This window comes from Ideonella sp., from assembly GCF_041918995.1.
Lineage (GTDB): Bacteria > Pseudomonadota > Gammaproteobacteria > Burkholderiales > Burkholderiaceae_C > Ideonella.
The window spans coordinates 274,947-290,919 of sequence record NZ_JAYRUN010000001.1 but is presented as its reverse complement, the minus strand read 5'-3'; the positions used below and the strand labels follow the sequence as shown (position 1 = coordinate 290,919).

Genomic DNA, 15,973 nt, shown 5'->3' with positions numbered 1-15,973 from the left:
ACTGCCGGCCTTCAGCGCCGATTTGTCCGGATTGCGGGCGCTTTCCAAATGCAGCTAAAAGGGACCCGACCGACCCGGTGTCCGCCTTTGCTGCTGCGGCGCCGGGTTTTTCGTCAAGGGTTCACTCCGTCATGAGATCCGTCGGGATCGTCACGCCACAGGCGATGCACTTCGCCGAGCCGCTGCCGCTGCGCAGCGGCGCCCAGTTGACCGACTACACACTGGTCTACGAGACCTACGGCACGCTCAACGCCGACGCCAGCAACGCCGTGCTGGTGTGCCATGCGCTCAACGCCTCGCACCACGTGGCCGGCGAGCACGCCGACCGCCCCGGCAGCACCGGCTGGTGGGACAACCTCGTGGGGCCCGGCAAGCCGCTGGACACCGACCGCTTCTTCGTCATCGGCGTGAACAACCCGGGCTCGTGCTTCGGCTCCACCGGCCCCATGCATGCCAACCCCGACCCGCAGGCCCAGGGCCGCCCCTATGGCGCGGATTTCCCCGTGGTCACGGTGGAGGACTGGGTGGACGCGCAGGCCCGGCTGGTGCAGCGCCTGGGCATCCGCCAGCTGGCCGCCGTGCTGGGTGGCAGCCTGGGCGGCATGCAGGCGCTGGCCTGGACGCTGCGCTACCCCGAGCGGCTGCGCCATTGCGTGGCCGTGGCCACCGCGCCCAACCTGTCGGCGCAGAACATCGCCTTCAACGAGGTGGCGCGCCGGGCCATCGTCACCGACCCCGATTTCCACGGCGGCCACTTCTACGCCCACGGCGTGGTGCCCAAGCGCGGGCTGCGCGTGGCCCGCATGATCGGCCACATCACCTACCTGTCGGACGACTCCATGGAGGCCAAGTTCGGCCGCGCCCTGCGCGAGGCCGAGCTGAGCTACAGCACCCAGGCGATCGAGTTCCAGATCGAGAGCTACCTGCGCCACCAGGGCGACAAGTTCAGCGAGTACTTCGACGCCAATACCTACCTGCTCATCACCCGTGCGCTCGACTACTTCGACCCCGCGCGTGACGCAGGCGGCGACCTGGCGGCCGCCTTCCGCCCGGCGCGCGACACGCGCTTCCTGGTGGTGAGCTTCACCACCGACTGGCGCTTCTCACCGGCCCGCTCGCGCGAGATCGTCAAGGCGCTGGTCGACAACCGCACGCGGGTCAGCTACGCCGAGATCGACGCGCCGCACGGCCACGACGCCTTCCTGCTGGAGGACCCGCGCTACCACGGCGTCATGCGCGCCTACTTCGACCGCGTGGCCACGGAGGTGGGGCAATGAGTGAGCGGCGCGACATGGAGGCCATCGCCGGGCTGGTGCCCGAAGGTGCGCGCGTGCTCGACCTGGGCTGCGGCACGGGCGAGCTGCTCGCGCACCTGCGCGACCACCGCGGCTGCACGGGCTATGGCGTGGAGCTGGACGACGCCAACCTGCTGGCCTGCGCCCGCCGCGGCGTGGACGTGATCCAGCTCAACCTGGAAGAAGGGCTCAAGCTCTTCGACGACCACAGCTTCGACGTCGTGCTGCAGCTGGAGACGCTGCAGCACCTGCGCAACACCGAGCACATGCTGCGCGAGACCGCCCGCGTGGGGCGCATCGGCATCGTGAGCTTCCCCAACTTCGCCCACTGGCCCAACCGCCTGTCGGTGGCCCGCGGCCGCATGCCCGTCACCCGGGCCTTGCCCTACGAGTGGTACGACACGCCCAACATCCGGGTGGGCACCTACAAGGATTTCGAGGTGTTGGCGCGCAAGAACGGCCTGGACATCCTGGACAGCTTCGGCCTGCAGGCCGGCCGCGTGGTGCGCCGGCTGCCCAACCTGCGCGCCAGCGTGGCGGTGTTCAAGTTCGAGAGGGCGTGAAGTCCTCACACCGTCACACATCCACCCTCAAGGGGGGGATTGCGCGGCCGAAGAGGCGTGGCACCATGTCAACATTTCGTCACATGCCTGTGCTGTGACGGCCCGCCCGGGCCTTCGCCCCGGACCCACCACCCCTGGAGTTCTCGCTGATGCGCCGACCCTCGTCCGCCGTTTCCCGCCCCGTCCGTCTTGCCGCGCTCGTGTCCCTTGCGCTGGCCGGCACCGCGGCCCATGCCGTGTCGCCCCTGCGCACCAACGTGCCGATGATGACCGACCAGCTCATCATCAAGTACCGCGACGACACGATGTCGGAGAAGATGGTCCAGGCGGCGGCCGAGGCGGCGCCGTCGCTGGGCCTCGCGCAGGCGGCGGCGGCGCGCCACGGCGTGGCCATGTCGGTGGCCCGTCGCACGGCCACCCGCGCGGTGGTCACCAAGCTCGACCGCCGCCTGCCCGAGCATGTGGTGGCCCGCATCGCGGCCGAGATCGCGGAATCCGATCCCTCGGTGCTGTACGCCGAGCCGGACCGGGTGATGCGCCACGCGGCGCTGCCGAACGACCCGCAGCTGGCGAACCAGTGGCACTACACCTCGGCCGCCCCGGGCGGTGCCAACGTCCAGAACGCCTGGGGCCTGAGCACCGGCTCGGGCGTGGTGGTGGCGGTGCTGGACACGGGCTATCGCCCCCACGCGGACCTGAACGCGAACATCGTCGCGGGCTACGACTTCATCCATGACGCGGCCGTCGGCAACGACGGCAACGGCCGGGACAGCAGCGCGCTGGATCCGGGCGACTGGGTCGCCGCCGACGAGTGCGGCGCCGGCTCCGACGCGTCGGACAGCAGCTGGCACGGCACCCACGTGGCCGGCACCATCGCGGCGGTCACCAACAACGGCGTGGGCGTGGCCGGTGTGGCCTACGGCGCCAAGGTGCAGCCGGTGCGTGTGCTGGGCAAGTGCGGCGGCTACAACTCCGACATCGCCGACGCCATCATCTGGGCGTCCGGTGGCAGCGTGGCCGGCGTGCCGGCCAATGCCACGCCGGCCCGTGTCATCAACCTCTCGCTGGGCGGCTATGGCGCCTGTGACGCCACCACGCAGGCGGCGGTGAACGCCGCCCGCAGCCGCAACACCGTGGTGGTGGTGGCGGCCGGCAACTCGGCCGACAACGTGGCCAACTACTCGCCCGCGAGCTGCACCGGCGTGATCACCGTGGCGTCCGTGGGCCGGCAAGGCTCGGCGGCCTACTACACCAACTCAGGTGACGCGGTGGTGCTGGCGGCTCCCGGCGGCGACCAGAGCTGGGGCAACTCGGACGGCGTGCTGTCGACGCTCAACGCGGGCACCCAGGGCCCCGGCGCCGACAACTACGCGTACTACCAGGGCACGTCCATGGCGGCGCCCCATGTGGCCGGCGTCGCCGCGCTGATGATCTCGCGCAACCCCGCGCTGATCCCCAACGGCGTGCAGGCCCGCATGCGCACCGCGCTGAAGTTCTTCCCGGGCAGCTGCAGCGGTTGCGGCGGCGGCATCCTGGATGCCTACTGGTCCGTCGTCGGGGCCACGGCCTCCTCGATGTCCGAGCGGGAGCCGAACAACGTGCGCGGCACGGCCACGGCCGTGCTGTCGAAGAACTCGTCGGTGAACGCCTCGGTGAGCGGGACCGACGTGACCGACTACTACAAGGTGGTGCTGCCGGGCCGCACGACGCTGCGCGCTTCGCTGGCCCCCACGGCATCCACGAACGACTTCGACCTGTCGATGGAAGATGCCGCGGGTGTGCAGCTGGGCAGCAGCGCCAAGAGCGCCGGCCTCACGGACCGCGTGATCTACCGCAACGCCACCGGCTCGTCCAAGGCCGTCTACATCAAGGTGGTGAAGTTCGGCAGCTCCGCGGGCACCTACGCCCTGGCGGTCAACTGGTAAGCCCCGGCGCGCCCGGCGCCGCGTCCTGGCGCCGGGTGCTTGTCGCCGTGCCGGCAAGCCATTGCCGCGGCGACGCCGCCAGCCGCTGGCTGAACAGGCGCGACAGCGCCGAGGCGTTCGCATAGCCCAGTTCGCTGGCGATCTTCTTCACCGGCTGGCCCTCGCGCAGGCGCGCCTGCGCGAGTGTGAGCCGCCAGTCCGCCAGGTAGGCGGCGGGCGTGGTGCCCACGGTCTGCCGGAAGGCGGCCGCGAAGGCACTGCGTGACATGCCCGCCGTGGCCGCCATGCCGGCGAGGCCCCAGGCGTCCCCCGGCCGCTCGTGCAGGGCGGTGAGCGCGCGCGCCAGCCGCGGGTCCGACAGCCCCTGCAGCAGCCCCGCGTGCAGGCCCACCTCCTGCGGGTGGTCGAGCAGCCAGCGCAGCAGCTGGATCAGCACCACCTCGAACAAGCGGTCCGCCAGCAGGCGCGAGCCACAGCGCACCGCCGCCGTTTCCGCGAACAGCAGGTCCAGCGTCGCCGACAGTCCGGGCAGGGCCGCGAGCGGCAGGCACACCATCGGCGGCAGGGCCGCCACCAGGGGATGGCGCGCGCCGCCCTCGAAGGCCAGCGTGGCGCAGGTGAAATCGCAGCCCTCGGCCAGCGCGTGGTGGAAGTCGTGCGCCAGCGGCCGCGGGTAGAACAGCAGGCTGGGCTCGCGCACCTGCAGCGTGCGCGGTGCGCCGCTGCGCGGGCGGTGGGTCACGCGCATCTCGCCCCGGCGCATCACGTGCAGGAAGCCGTGGCCGGGGTCGTCGGCGAAGCGCGTGGTGCCGCACAGCGGGCCGGCATGGAACAGCCGCGCACTGACGCGGAACCGGTCCAGCAGCGGCGACAGGCGGTCGATGGCCGGCGTCGGCGCCGGCAGGCCGGGTGCTGGGGCAGCGGCAGGGGCAGCGGCAGGGGGTTCAGGACGCATGGGTATGAACGGTGGATGATGCGCATCCTATCGTGCCCCCCCTGCGCCCACACTGCGGGCTCCCCTTTCCCTTATCAGGAGCCCACCATGTCCCGACTCACGCTGATCGACCCCGCCAACGCCACGGGCGAGCGCCGGCAACTGCTCGACGCCATCCACGGCGCGTTCGGTGCCACCCCGGCCATGTTCCGCACCGTGGCGCATTCGCCCGCCGCGCTGCGCGCCATGTGGAGCGCCTTCGGTGCCCTGGGCGGCGGCACCCTCGGCGCCCGCCTGGGCGAGCAGATCGCCGTGCGGGTGGCCGACCTGAACGGCTGCGCCTACTGCCTGGCCGCCCACACCGCGTTGGGGCGCAAGGCCGGCGCCAGCGCCGAGGAGATGGCCGCCGCGCAGGCGGGCGAATCGGCGGATCCGCGCACCCAGGCAGCGCTGCGCTTCGCGGGTGCGCTGGTGGAGCGGCGGGGCCACGTGCACGCGCAGGAGGTGCAGGCGCTGCGGGATGCGGGCTTCGACGAGGAGGCCACCGTGGAGATCCTGGCCCACGTGGCGCTGAACCTGTTCACCAACTACGTGAACGTCGCCTTCGACGTGCCGGTGGATTTCCCGGCCGTCGCGCTGCGCCGCCCGGCGCCTGTGGCCGCCTGAACGGCCCCGCCTCAGCGGCGGGCTCGGCGGACGGGCTCAGCGTGCGCCGGGCAGCGGCGCCAGCGGCTCGAAGCGCGCGGGCTCGCGGCTCTTCCAGGCGCGGATGGCCTCGGCCATCTCGCCCAGGTCGAACAGGGCGCCCTGCAGCATGGCCATCTGGGCGAGGGCCTCGGCCGTGCCGTGGTCGCGCGCGATGTTCAGCGCCTGCTTGCTGCCGGAGATGGCCAGCGGGCTCTTGCCCGCGATCTGGCGCGCCAGCTCGTCGGCATGGGTGGCCAGGGCATCCGCATCGGGCAGCACGGCGTTCACCAGCCCGATGGCCAGCGCGCGGTCCGCGCCCACGCGCTCGCCGGTGTAGGCCATCTGGCGCGCCATGCCGGGGGCCACGATCTTGGGCAGCCGCTGCAGCGAGCCCAGGTCGGCCACCATGCCGATGTGGATCTCCTGCACGGTGAAGAAGGCGTCCGCGCTGCACACGCGGATGTCGCAGGCCGCCGCCAGGTCCAGCGCGCCGCCGATGCAGCCGCCCTGCACGGCGCAGATCACCGGGAAGCGCGCTTCCTCCAGCGCGTCGAAGCAGGCCATCAGGCCGCGCAGCCCCGCCTGGAAGCCCTGGCGCTCGCGGGCGGTGGCCACCTGCAGCATGGGGTGGTCGGCGGCACCGAACACGTCCAGCGCCATGCCGGCGGAAAAGTGCTTGCCGGTGGAGGCGATCACGAGCACGCGCGTGCGGCCCGCGGCGTCCAGTGCACGCACGGCGTCGCGCAGGGCCGGGAAGAACGCCGGGTCCATGGTGTTCATCTGCTCCGGCCGCGACAGCGTGAGACGGGCGATGCCGCTCACGTCGTCGTGGTCCAGGCGGAAGTAGGCAGCGGCAGAGGTCATGGCGGCTCCGGACAGGGGATCCGCCAAGCGTAACCGCTGCCGCTGGCTCAGAACGTGACGAGCATGCAGCGGTCGTCCATGAAGCCGTTCTTGCCGGCCACGCCGTTGACGAGCCACATGGCCTTGATGGTGTGGCTGCCAGGCGGGACGGAGATCACGGCCACGGCGCTGCGCGCGGCCCAGTACTGCTGCTGGTTGCCCAGGTTCTGCGGGCCGGCGTAGAACGGGGCCCCGTTGTCCAGCGAGAACGCCAGGCGCAGTTCCGCATCGGCGTCCACCCCGGCGTCGGCCGAGAAGGTGATGTAGGCCGACTTGGCCACGGTGCCGGTGTTGTTCAGCGTGCGGCTCATGCCCGGAATGGCCTGCCAGCCGTTCTGCGACAGGTGCGAGACCACGTTGCCGCCGCCGGTGCCGTCCACGCTGCAGTTGCTGACGGTCTTCTGCGCGGCCTGGGCGGCGGTGGCGCCGAGCGCGAGGGCCGCGAGGCCTGCCACCAGGGCGAAGCGGCGGGCGGCGGAACGGGTGAGGGTGTGGGCGGTGGCCATGGTGCTGACTCCTTGAGGCATGTCGTGTGCGGCAATCCTTCGGGGTGCCGCGCCCCGGGACATCCGGGTGCCAGGCCACTGTAGGAACGGCTCCGTTAGGATCCCGTTATGCGAGACGAGGCCGAGGCAGTGGGGCAGGTGGTGGCGACAGGCCGCCCGGCGATGCAGCTGCGGCTCGCCGGTGCCGCCCCGGTGCTGCACGACGGCACGCGCAGCTGGCCGCTGGCGCCCCGCGACGCGCTGCTGCTGGCCTGGCTGGCGCTGGAGGGCCCCACGCCGCGCGAACGACTGGCCGCGCTCATCTGGCCGGACAGCGACACCGCGGCGGCGCGCAACACGCTGCGCCAGCGGCTGTTCCAGCTGCGCCGGCAGGCCGGCTCGGTGCTCGTCGAGGGCCAGGCCGTGCTGGCCCTGGCGGACGCGGTCGTCCATGACCTCGCCGACGGCGACGGCGTGCTGGGCGACCGCGACGCCGGCGCCACCGGCGAGCTGGCGCAGTGGCTGGACCGGCAGCGCGCCCAGTGCCGCCAGCGCATGCGCCTGGCGCTGGAGCGGCTCGCCTCCCTGGCCGAGCAGGCGCAGGACTGGGGCGGCGCACTGGCCCATGCCGAGGAGCTGGTGACCCTGGAGCCGCTGTCGGAGCCCGCGCACCGCCGCGTCATGCGCCTGCACTACCTGCGCGGCGACCGTGCCGGCGCGCTGGCGGCCTTCGACCGCTGTGAGCGCTGGCTCAAGGACGAGCTGGGCGCCCGCCCCGGCCCCGAGACCCTGCAGCTGCTGGCCACGGTAGAGGCCGCCGGCGCCGATGCCCCGGCCCCCGCGCCGGCGGCCGCGCGGCTGCCGGCCAGCGTGCTGCGGCCGCCACGGCTGGTCGGCCGCCAGGCGGCCCTGCGGGCGCTGGACCATGCCCGCCAGGCCCAGCGCGTGCCGTGGGTGCAGGCGGAGGCGGGCCTGGGCAAGACGCGGCTGCTGCAGGCGCTGGCCGAACGCTGGCCCGGCCTGGTGCCGGCCGCCGCCCGGCCCGGCGATGCGGCGGTGCCGCTGTCGGCGCTGGCGCGGGTCATGGCGACGCTGCACGCGGCCCACCCCCAGGCGGCGGAGCGGCTGGGGCGCACCCAGCGTGTCGAGCTGGCCAGGCTGGTGCCGGCGCTGGCTCCGGATGCGTCACCCGCCGCTGCCGCGCCGGCACCGGAGGACGAGGCCGCGCTTGGCCGCGCGCTGGCCGCCTGGTGGCAGGCGCTGGACGGCGGCTTCGCCGGCCTGGCGCTGGACGACCTGCAATGGGCCGACGAGGCCAGCCTGGAGGTGCTGGGCGACTGGATCGTGGCCGCGCCCGCCGATGGCGAGCGCGCGTGGGTGCTGGCCAGCCGGCCGGTGGCGCCGGGCAGCCCGGTGATGCGGCTGTGGGACCGGCTGGCCGCCGCGTCGCTGCCGGACCCGGTCCCCCTGGCGCCCCTGGACGAACCGGCGCTGGCCACCCTGGTGGACAGCCTGGACCTCGCCGGCACGCCGGACGGGCTGGCCCAGGTGCTGCACCGGCACTGCGGCGGCAACCCGCTGTTCGTGCTGGAGACCATCCGCCAGGCCTGGGCGAACGGGCTGGTCGGCCAGCCCGCCCCGGCGTGGGTGGGCAGCCGGCCGCCGGGCGTGGCCGCGGTCATCCGCGACCGCCTGGCCGGCCTGCCGGCGGGTGCACTGGCGCTCGCGCGCGTGGCCGCCGTCGCCGGCCCCGATTTCGACGTGGCCCTGGCCGAGGCCGTGCTGGGGCGGCCGGCCGTCACGCTGGCGGACGATTGGGCGGTGCTGGAAAGCGCCCAGATCCTGCGCGATGAAGCCTTTGCCCATGACCTGGTCTTCGAGACCGTGCGCGACGGCGTGCCGGCCGCCATCGGCCGGCACCTGCACGGCCGCATCGCGCAGCACCTGGCCAGTCGCGAGGGGGCCGCGCCGCGAGCCGCCCGCATCGCCGGCCACTGGGAGCGCGCCGGCCAGCCCCTGCGCGCGCTGCCCTGGCTCGCGCAGGCGGCCGAGCTGGCGTGGCGACGGTCCCGCCCGCGGGAGCAGCTGGATTTCCTGCGCCGGCAGGCCGACATCCTGGTGGACCACGACCGCGTGGCCGAGGCCTTCGACGTGCTGCTCTCGGCCACGCGCCACCACCTGGGCGTGGATCTCTCCAGCGACGCCGGCACGGCCTGGTGCGACCGGCTGGACCGCCTGGCCAGCGACGAGCGGCAGCGCCTGCAGGCCCGGCTGCTGCGCCTGCACCTGCTGGCCCAGCGCGGCGACGACCCGAAGGCGCTGCTGCCCGAGGCCGACGCCTGCGTGGCCACCGCCGCGGCCCTGGGGGATGCCGCCCTCGCGGCGGAGGCCGCCAGCGAGCAGGGCCGGGTGCTGGTGATGGCGGACCTGTGCGGCCCGGCCGTGGCGCCACTGACCGCCGCCGCCACCTGGGCGCGCGACCACGCCGGGCCCGCCGCGTACTCGGAGGCCGCCGGCACGCTGGCGGTGGCGCTGGACAACACGGGCCAGCTCGACGCGGCCCTGCCCTGGCACCGCGCGGCGGTCGACGCGGCGCATGCCGCCGGCGATCTCTCGCAGGCCAAGACCGTGCTGTCCAACCTGGCCTGCAACGGCATCGACCGCGGCGACCTGCAGCAGGCCGTCACCCACCTGCGCGAGGCCCTGGCGCTGGCCGCGCGCATGGACGGTCAGGCCGCCCAGCAGGGCCAGACACGCTGCCTGCTGGGCGGCTGCGAGATTGCGCTCGGCCACTATGCGCAGGGCCTGGCGCTGCTCGACGAGGCCGAGCGCGTGCTCGCTGCGGAGCAGCCGCATTTCCTGCCCGTGATCGCCTCGCACCGCGCCATGGCCTGGTGGCAGATGGGGCAGGACACGCGCGCCCTCCAGGCGCTGGCGGCTGTTCCGGACGACGAGGGCACGCTACTGGTGGCGCGCGTGCGGCGGGCGGTGCTGCGCGCCCGGCTGGCTCGGCAGGCGCCGGGCAGCCCGGCCACCGCCGCCGCCGAGCTGGACGCCGCCCTCGCGCTGACCCCCGCGGACATCCGGCCCGACCTGCACTGGCCGCTGCGCGTGGAGCGCGCCCGCGGTCTGCCGCCGCCGCAGGCGCTGGACGAACTGGCCGCGGCCCGCGACGCCACCCGCGCGCTGGGCCTGGGCGGGGCCTGGCTGGCCGCGCTGGTGCGCAGCATCGAGGCCGCCACGCCGGCCGAGCCGCAGCAGGCCGCGGCCTGGGCGCGCGAGGCGCTGTCCGCGGGCCAGCGGCTGACGCCCGCCACCCTGTACCCCGCCGAGCTGTGGTGTGCCGCGGCGCGGGCGTTCGAGGCGGCGGGGGCCCCGGCCGAGGCGCGGCGCTGCTGGGCCGCGGCGCGCGACTGGGTGCAGGCCCGCGCCGACGAGGACGTGCCGCCCGCCTGGCGCGCCACGTTCATGGCGCATCAGCCGGTGAATGTCTCGATACGGGCGGCGGCTGCGCGCGCCTAGACTCGCCGGCCATGCACGACATCCTCACCACGCACGACGGCCTGGCCCTGCGCCTGACCGCCTGGCCGGCGCCCGGCGCGGCCAGCCCCCATGGCACCGTGCTGCTGGTGCACGGCCTGGGCGAACACGCCGGCCGCTACGCCCACGTGGCCGCGGCGCTGAACGCCGCCGGCTGGGCTGTGCTGGCCTTCGACCAGCGCGGCCACGGGGATTCCGCCGGCGCCCAGGGCGACATCGCCGAGCCCGACAGCCTCCTGCGCGACCTGGCGGCGGTGGTGGACGAGGCGCGCCGCCGGCGGCCCGGCCCGCTGGTGCTGCTGGGCCATAGCATGGGTGGCCTGGTGGCCGCGCGCTTCGTGGCCGAGGCCCTGCAGCCGGCGCCCGCCGCCTGGGCACGCCCCGTGGAGGCGCTGGTGCTGTCGTCGCCCGCGCTCGACCCGGGCGTGAACGCCGTGCAGCAGCTGCTGCTGGCGGTGGTGCCCCGGCTGCTGCCGCACCTGCGCGTGGGCAACGGCCTGCAGCCGGCGTGGATCAGCCGCGACCCGGCGGTGGTGCAGGCCTACCAGGCCGACGCCCGCGTGCACGACCGCATCAGCGGCCTGCTCGGGCGCTTCATCGCCCAGGAGGGCCAGGTGGTACTCGACGCCGTGCCGCGCTGGGCGCTGCCCACGCTGCTGATGTGGGCCGGCGCCGACCGCTGCGTGCGCCCCGCCGGCTCGGCCACCTTCGCTGCCCGCGCGCCGGTGGCCGTGGTCACGTCACGCGAATGGCCCGGCCTGGCCCACGAGATCTTCAACGAGCCCGAAAAGGCCCAGGTGCTGGCCGAGCTGACGCGCTGGCTCGCGGAGCGCTTTCCTTCCCCCTGAAGGCACCGCGCATCAGCCGCCGCCTCCCAGCCAGCCACACGCCCAAGGCTCTGCGCAGCAGCCGCCGCCTCCCAGCCAGCCACACGCCCAAGGCGCTGCGCAGCAGCCGCCGCCTTCAAGTGGCGTGCGCGGATCCGGCTTGGCCGGTCCGCTGCGCGAGCCCCCTCGGGGGGCAGCCCCCGGGAGGGGGCGTGGGGGCCTCATTTGGCCGTCGGCATCACGAACTCGGCGCCCTTGGCGATGCTGGCCGGCCAGCGCTGCATCACGCTCTTCTGCTTCGTATAGAAGCGCACGCCTTCCTCGCCGTAGGCGTGCATGTCGCCGAACAGGCTCTTCTTCCAGCCGCCGAAGCCGTGCCAGGCCATGGGCACGGGGATGGGCACGTTGATGCCCACCATGCCCACTTGCACCCGGCGGCTGAACTCGCGCGCGATGCCGCCGTCGCTGGTGAAGCAGGCCACGCCGTTGGCGTACACGTGGCTGTTCACGAGTTCCAGCGCCTCGGCGAAATCCTTCACCCGCACGCAGGCCAGCACCGGGCCGAAGATCTCCTCCTGGTAGATGCGCATGGCCGGCGTGACATGGTCGAACAGCGTGCCGCCGGTGAAGAAGCCGCCTTCGTGGCCCGGCACCTGGTGCCCGCGGCCGTCCACCACCAGCGTGGCGCCTTCTTCCACGCCCAGGGCCACGTAGCCCTCGATGCGGTCGCGCGCCTCGCGGGTGACGATGGGGCCCATCTCGGCGTCGAGCTCCATGCCGTTCCTGATCTTCAGGGTGCGCGCGCGCTCGGCCAGCTTGGGCACGATGGTGTCGGCGATGTCGCCCACCAGCACCGCCACCGAGATGGCCATGCAGCGCTCGCCGGCCGAGCCGTAGGCGGCGCCGATCAGCGCGTCCACCGCCTGCTCCACGTCGGCATCGGGCATCACCACCATGTGGTTCTTGGCGCCGCCCAGGGCCTGCACCCGCTTGCCGTGGCGCGCGCCCGTTTCGTAGATGGTCTGCGCGATGGGCGTCGAGCCCACGAAGCTCACCGCCTTCACGTCGGGGTGGGTGAGCAGGCCGTCCACCGCCAGCTTGTCGCCCTGCAGCACGTTGAACACGCCGTCGGGCAGGCCGGCCTGCCTGAGCAGATCGGCGATGAACAGGCTGGGCGAGGGATCCCGCTCGCTGGGCTTGAGCACGAAGGTGTTGCCGCAGGCCAGCGCCACCGGGAACATCCACATGGGCACCATGCACGGGAAGTTGAACGGCGTGATGCCCGCCACCACGCCCAGCGGCTGGCGCAGCACCCAGTTGTCGATGCCGGTGCCCACCTGGTCGGTGTAGTCGGTCTTCAGCAGCTGCGGCGCGCCGCAGGCGAACTCCACGATCTCGATGCCGCGCGTGACCTCGCCCTGTGCGTCGGTGAACACCTTGCCGTGCTCGGCGGTGATCATGGCGGCCAGGGTGTCGCGGTGCTGGTTGAGCAGCCCCAGGAACGCGGTGAGGATGCGCGCGCGGCGCAGCGGCGGCGTCTCGGCCCAGGCCGGGAAGGCGGCGGCCGCGGCGGCCACGGCGGCATTCACCTCGTCCGTACCCGCCAGCACCACCTCGCGCGCCACCTGGCCGGTGGCGGGGTTGAACACCGCCTGGCGGCGGCCCGAATCGCCTTCGGTGCGGCGGCCGGCGATCCAGTGGCCCACGGGGGCGGTGGCGGTGTAGGGGGTGGGGGCAGACATGGCAGGGCTCCGCGCTGGGAAAGGACCGTGAAGGGACAGGGATGCCGGCCAGTCTAGGCAGCCGCGCCGCCGGCGCCTAGGCCGCTGCGCTGGATTCATTGTTCTCCTCGGTGAACAATGCAGCCTCATGGCAAAGCACCAATCCGCCAGCCCCCGCTGGGCGGCCATCCATGCGCTGACCGTGCTGGCCGAGGCCGGCAGCTTCACCGCCGCGGCGCAGCGGCTGGGCCTGAGCAAGGCCGCCATGAGCCAGCGCGTGGCCGAGCTGGAGGCCGCCGCGGGCGTGCCGCTGGTACAGCGCACCACCCGCAGCATGCAGCTCACGGACGCGGGCCGCCAGCTGGTGGCGTCCAGCCAGGGCGCGTTCGCCGCCATCGACCAGGCGTTTTCCGAAGTGCGGGACCTGGCCGCCATGCCGCAGGGCCGGCTGCGGGTGACCGCGCCGGTGGCGCTGGCGCGGCAGCAGCTGGTGCCGCTGCTGCCCGGCTTTCTGGCGGCGCACCCGGCGCTGCAGATCGAGCTGGACCTGTCCGACCGCCTGCGCCCGCTGGCGCAGGAGGGCTTCGACCTCGCCATCCGCCACACCAGCACCCCGCCCGACACGCACGTGGCCTGGATGCTGCGCGAGAGCCGCACGCTGCTGCTGGCCAGCCCCGCCTACCTGGCGCGCCGGCCGGCACCGCGCGAGCCCGCCGACCTGGCGGCGCACGACTGCCTGGCCTACCCGCGGCCGGGCGAGACGGCGGCCTGGAGCTTCGAGCCGCAGCGCCCGGTCGGGCGCGGCGTGAACGGGGCCAGCGCGGGCGGGGCAGGGCGCGTGAGCGTGGCCGTGCGCGGCCCCTTTGCCGCCAACAACAGCGAGGCGCTGCGCGAGGCGGCGCTCGCCGGCCTGGGGCTGGCGCTGCTGCCGGACTTCAGCGCCCGCCCGGCGGTGGAGGCCGGTGCGCTGGTGGAGTTGCTGCCCGGCTGGCGGCCGGTGGGGGCCTTCGGCACCCACATCTGGGCCATCCGGCCCTATGCCGCCCAGGTGCCCCGCGCGGTGCGCGCCCTGGTGGACTGGCTGGCCGAGCGGCTGCCCTGAGCGGGAATCACCGAGAAAAACTGAACGCTTGCCATGCTCTTCCGCTGATCTGGCTCAACTTTGGGCCACGACCATCCGATAGGCCACCACAACCCGTGCTTGCTGCGGGAGCCTGAACAACGCCTGACGGAGACAACGATGGCCGTTCCCTCGATTGCGCATCTCACCCTGGCCCGGCGCTTGGGGCTGGGTTTTGGCAGCCTGCTCGTGCTGCTGTTGCTGGTGGCGGGGCTCAGCGTGAACGCGCTGCGTGCCCAGGGCAGCCGCGTGCAGGACATCGTCGGCGTCAAGAACGAGAAGCTGGCGCTCGCCAACTCGATGCTCGAGAGCATCAACAGCCTGGCCATCCAGGCGCGCACGGTGACGCTGCTCACCGACGTGAAGGCCATCGACGCCGAGATGAAGGTGATGGCCGAGGCGCGCGGACGCTACGAGAAGAGCGAGGCGGCCCTGTCCGGCCTGGTGGCGCAAGACGCCACGCCGCAGGAGCAGGCGCTGCTCAAGGACATCGCCGAAGGCGCCAAGAAGACCATCCCGCTGATGGATCGCGCCGCCAAGGAAGGCGCCATGGGCGCCGGCGTGGAGGCCACCATGACGCTCACCGAGGCGGTGCGCCCGGTGGAGACCGTGTGGCGCCAGAAGGTGGCCGAGCTCATCGGCATCGTGCAGCAACAGAACACCGCGGCCGCCGCCGAGGTGCTGGCCGCGCAGCAGCGTGCCCTGGCGCTGGTGGGCGTGCTGCTGGCCGGCGCGATGGCCGCCGGCGTGCTGCTGGCCTGGCGCACCACACGCAGCATCACCGGGCCCGTGGGCCGCGCCGTGAAGGTGGCCGAGCGCATCGCCCAGGGCGACCTCACGTCCACGGTCGAGATCCACGGCAACGACGAGATCGGCCGCCTGCTGCAGGCCATCCACGGCATGCAGGACCGCCTGCGCGAACTGGTGGGCGACATCCGCCAGTCGGCCGATTCCATCCAGACGGCCAGCACCGAGGTGGCCGTGGGCAACCAGGACCTCTCGCACCGCACCGAGCAGACGGCCAGCAGCCTGCAGCAGGCGGCGTCATCCATGCACCAGCTCACCGCCACGGTGAACCAGAGCGCCGAATCGGCCTCGCAGGCCAACCAGATGGCCAGCTCGGCATCGAGCGTGGCCCAGCGCGGCGGCCAGGTGGTGGCGCAGGTGGTGGCCACCATGGAAGAGATCAACCACAGCTCGCGCAAGATCGCCGACATCATCGGCGTGATCGACGGCATCGCCTTCCAGACCAACATCCTGGCGCTGAACGCCGCGGTGGAAGCCGCCCGCGCCGGCGAGCAGGGCCGCGGCTTCGCGGTGGTGGCCGGCGAGGTGCGCAGCCTGGCGCAGCGCAGCGCCGAGGCCGCCAAGGAGATCAAGGGCCTCATCGGCACCAGCGTGGACAAGGTCGAGGCCGGCACCCGCCTCGTCAGCGACGCCGGCAGCACCATGAACGAGATCGTGGCCAGCGTGAAGCGCGTGTCCGACATCATCGGCGAGATCACCGCCGCCGCCGCCGAGCAGAGCACCGGCCTGGGCGAGGTGAACGGATCGGTCGGCCAGCTCGACCAGATGACCCAGCAGAACGCCGCGCTGGTGGAGCAAAGCGCCGCCGCCGCCGAGAGCCTGAAGGGCCAGGCCGCCCGCCTGGCCGAGCTGGTGAGCGTGTTCCGCCTGCAGCGCGACGCGAACTACGTGCACTGAACCAGACCAAAAAAAACGACCTCACCCTCACGGGTCAGGTCGTGCAAGTCCTCGAGGAGAGGACGTCGTTGGGCCAGTGGCCCGCCCCGGGCGCCGCAGTGCGCGCGGGGTGAGGGCGTGCCGCGATTCTGGGCGGGCGCCCGCGCCCGGGACATCCCTCGCATGGGGGGCCGGGGTCGGGGGTCGCCCTCAGGCTGCCGTCAGCCTGGCGTGATGCCGTGGGCGCCGGCGGCCCCGCCCGCTGCGGCCGGCGCGGCGCCACAATCGGG

The 15,973-nt window shown here is 73.6% G+C and carries 12 protein-coding genes; 8 read left to right on the top strand and 4 right to left on the bottom strand.

Features of this window, described 5'->3' with window-relative positions:
• Positions 1-131 precede the first annotated feature (131 nt).
• The 3 genes from ACE3UN_RS01405 to ACE3UN_RS01395 all read left to right on the top strand — a co-directional run bounded on the left by ACE3UN_RS01405 (position 132) and on the right by ACE3UN_RS01395 (position 3,783).
• On the top strand, positions 132-1,277 hold the full coding sequence (locus ACE3UN_RS01405; RefSeq protein ID WP_374673107.1) for a homoserine O-acetyltransferase: 1,146 nt from the start codon (positions 132-134) through the stop codon (positions 1,275-1,277).
• On the top strand, positions 1,274-1,858 hold the full coding sequence (metW, locus tag ACE3UN_RS01400) for a methionine biosynthesis protein MetW (protein WP_374673106.1): 585 nt from the start codon (positions 1,274-1,276) through the stop codon (positions 1,856-1,858). Before ACE3UN_RS01405 ends, metW begins: the two co-directional genes overlap by 4 nt.
• Before the next feature lie 200 nt (positions 1,859-2,058).
• Positions 2,059-3,783 (top strand): S8 family peptidase, encoded by a 1,725-nt coding sequence (locus ACE3UN_RS01395; protein ID WP_374673105.1) that lies wholly within the window; start codon positions 2,059-2,061, stop codon positions 3,781-3,783.
• Here ACE3UN_RS01395 and ACE3UN_RS01390 read toward each other — a convergent pair.
• Positions 3,773-4,666 (bottom strand): AraC family transcriptional regulator, encoded by an 894-nt coding sequence (locus ACE3UN_RS01390; protein WP_374673187.1) that lies wholly within the window; start codon positions 4,664-4,666, stop codon positions 3,773-3,775. The genes ACE3UN_RS01395 and ACE3UN_RS01390 overlap by 11 nt on opposite strands.
• A 159-nt stretch (positions 4,667-4,825) precedes the next feature.
• Here ACE3UN_RS01390 and ACE3UN_RS01385 point away from each other — a divergent pair, with 159 nt between their 5' ends.
• A complete protein-coding gene (locus ACE3UN_RS01385) occupies positions 4,826-5,383 on the top strand; it encodes a carboxymuconolactone decarboxylase family protein (RefSeq protein ID WP_374673104.1) in 558 nt (185 codons plus the stop codon).
• A gap of 36 nt (positions 5,384-5,419) precedes the next feature.
• Here ACE3UN_RS01385 and ACE3UN_RS01380 read toward each other — a convergent pair whose 3' ends face one another.
• Positions 5,420-6,268: an enoyl-CoA hydratase-related protein gene (locus tag ACE3UN_RS01380; RefSeq protein WP_374673103.1), complete on the bottom strand. Its 849-nt coding sequence runs from the start codon at positions 6,266-6,268 to the stop codon at positions 5,420-5,422.
• A gap of 47 nt (positions 6,269-6,315) precedes the next feature.
• Positions 6,316-6,813, bottom strand: a complete 498-nt coding sequence (locus ACE3UN_RS01375; protein WP_374673102.1) for a hypothetical protein — start codon at positions 6,811-6,813, stop codon at positions 6,316-6,318.
• Positions 6,814-6,921: 108 nt separating this feature from the next.
• On the opposite strand from ACE3UN_RS01375, the gene ACE3UN_RS01370 reads away from it, so the two are divergent.
• Both ACE3UN_RS01370 and ACE3UN_RS01365 read left to right on the top strand, forming a co-directional pair.
• Positions 6,922-10,314: a BTAD domain-containing putative transcriptional regulator gene (locus ACE3UN_RS01370; RefSeq protein ID WP_374673101.1), complete on the top strand. Its 3,393-nt coding sequence runs from the start codon at positions 6,922-6,924 to the stop codon at positions 10,312-10,314.
• A gap of 11 nt (positions 10,315-10,325) precedes the next feature.
• A complete protein-coding gene (locus ACE3UN_RS01365) occupies positions 10,326-11,180 on the top strand; it encodes a lysophospholipase (RefSeq protein WP_374673100.1) in 855 nt (284 codons plus the stop codon).
• Positions 11,181-11,380: 200 nt separating this feature from the next.
• Here ACE3UN_RS01365 and ACE3UN_RS01360 read toward each other — a convergent pair whose 3' ends face one another.
• Positions 11,381-12,901: a CoA-acylating methylmalonate-semialdehyde dehydrogenase gene (locus ACE3UN_RS01360; protein ID WP_374673099.1), complete on the bottom strand. Its 1,521-nt coding sequence runs from the start codon at positions 12,899-12,901 to the stop codon at positions 11,381-11,383.
• Between the two features lie 127 nt (positions 12,902-13,028).
• On the opposite strand from ACE3UN_RS01360, the gene ACE3UN_RS01355 reads away from it, so the two are divergent.
• Together ACE3UN_RS01355 and ACE3UN_RS01350 are read left to right on the top strand one after the other, a co-directional pair.
• Positions 13,029-13,982, top strand: coding sequence for a LysR family transcriptional regulator (locus ACE3UN_RS01355; protein WP_374673098.1), 954 nt, complete (start codon positions 13,029-13,031; stop codon positions 13,980-13,982).
• Positions 13,983-14,120: 138 nt separating this feature from the next.
• On the top strand, positions 14,121-15,704 hold the full coding sequence (locus ACE3UN_RS01350) for a methyl-accepting chemotaxis protein (protein ID WP_374673097.1): 1,584 nt from the start codon (positions 14,121-14,123) through the stop codon (positions 15,702-15,704).
• Positions 15,705-15,973: the final 269 nt, after the last annotated feature.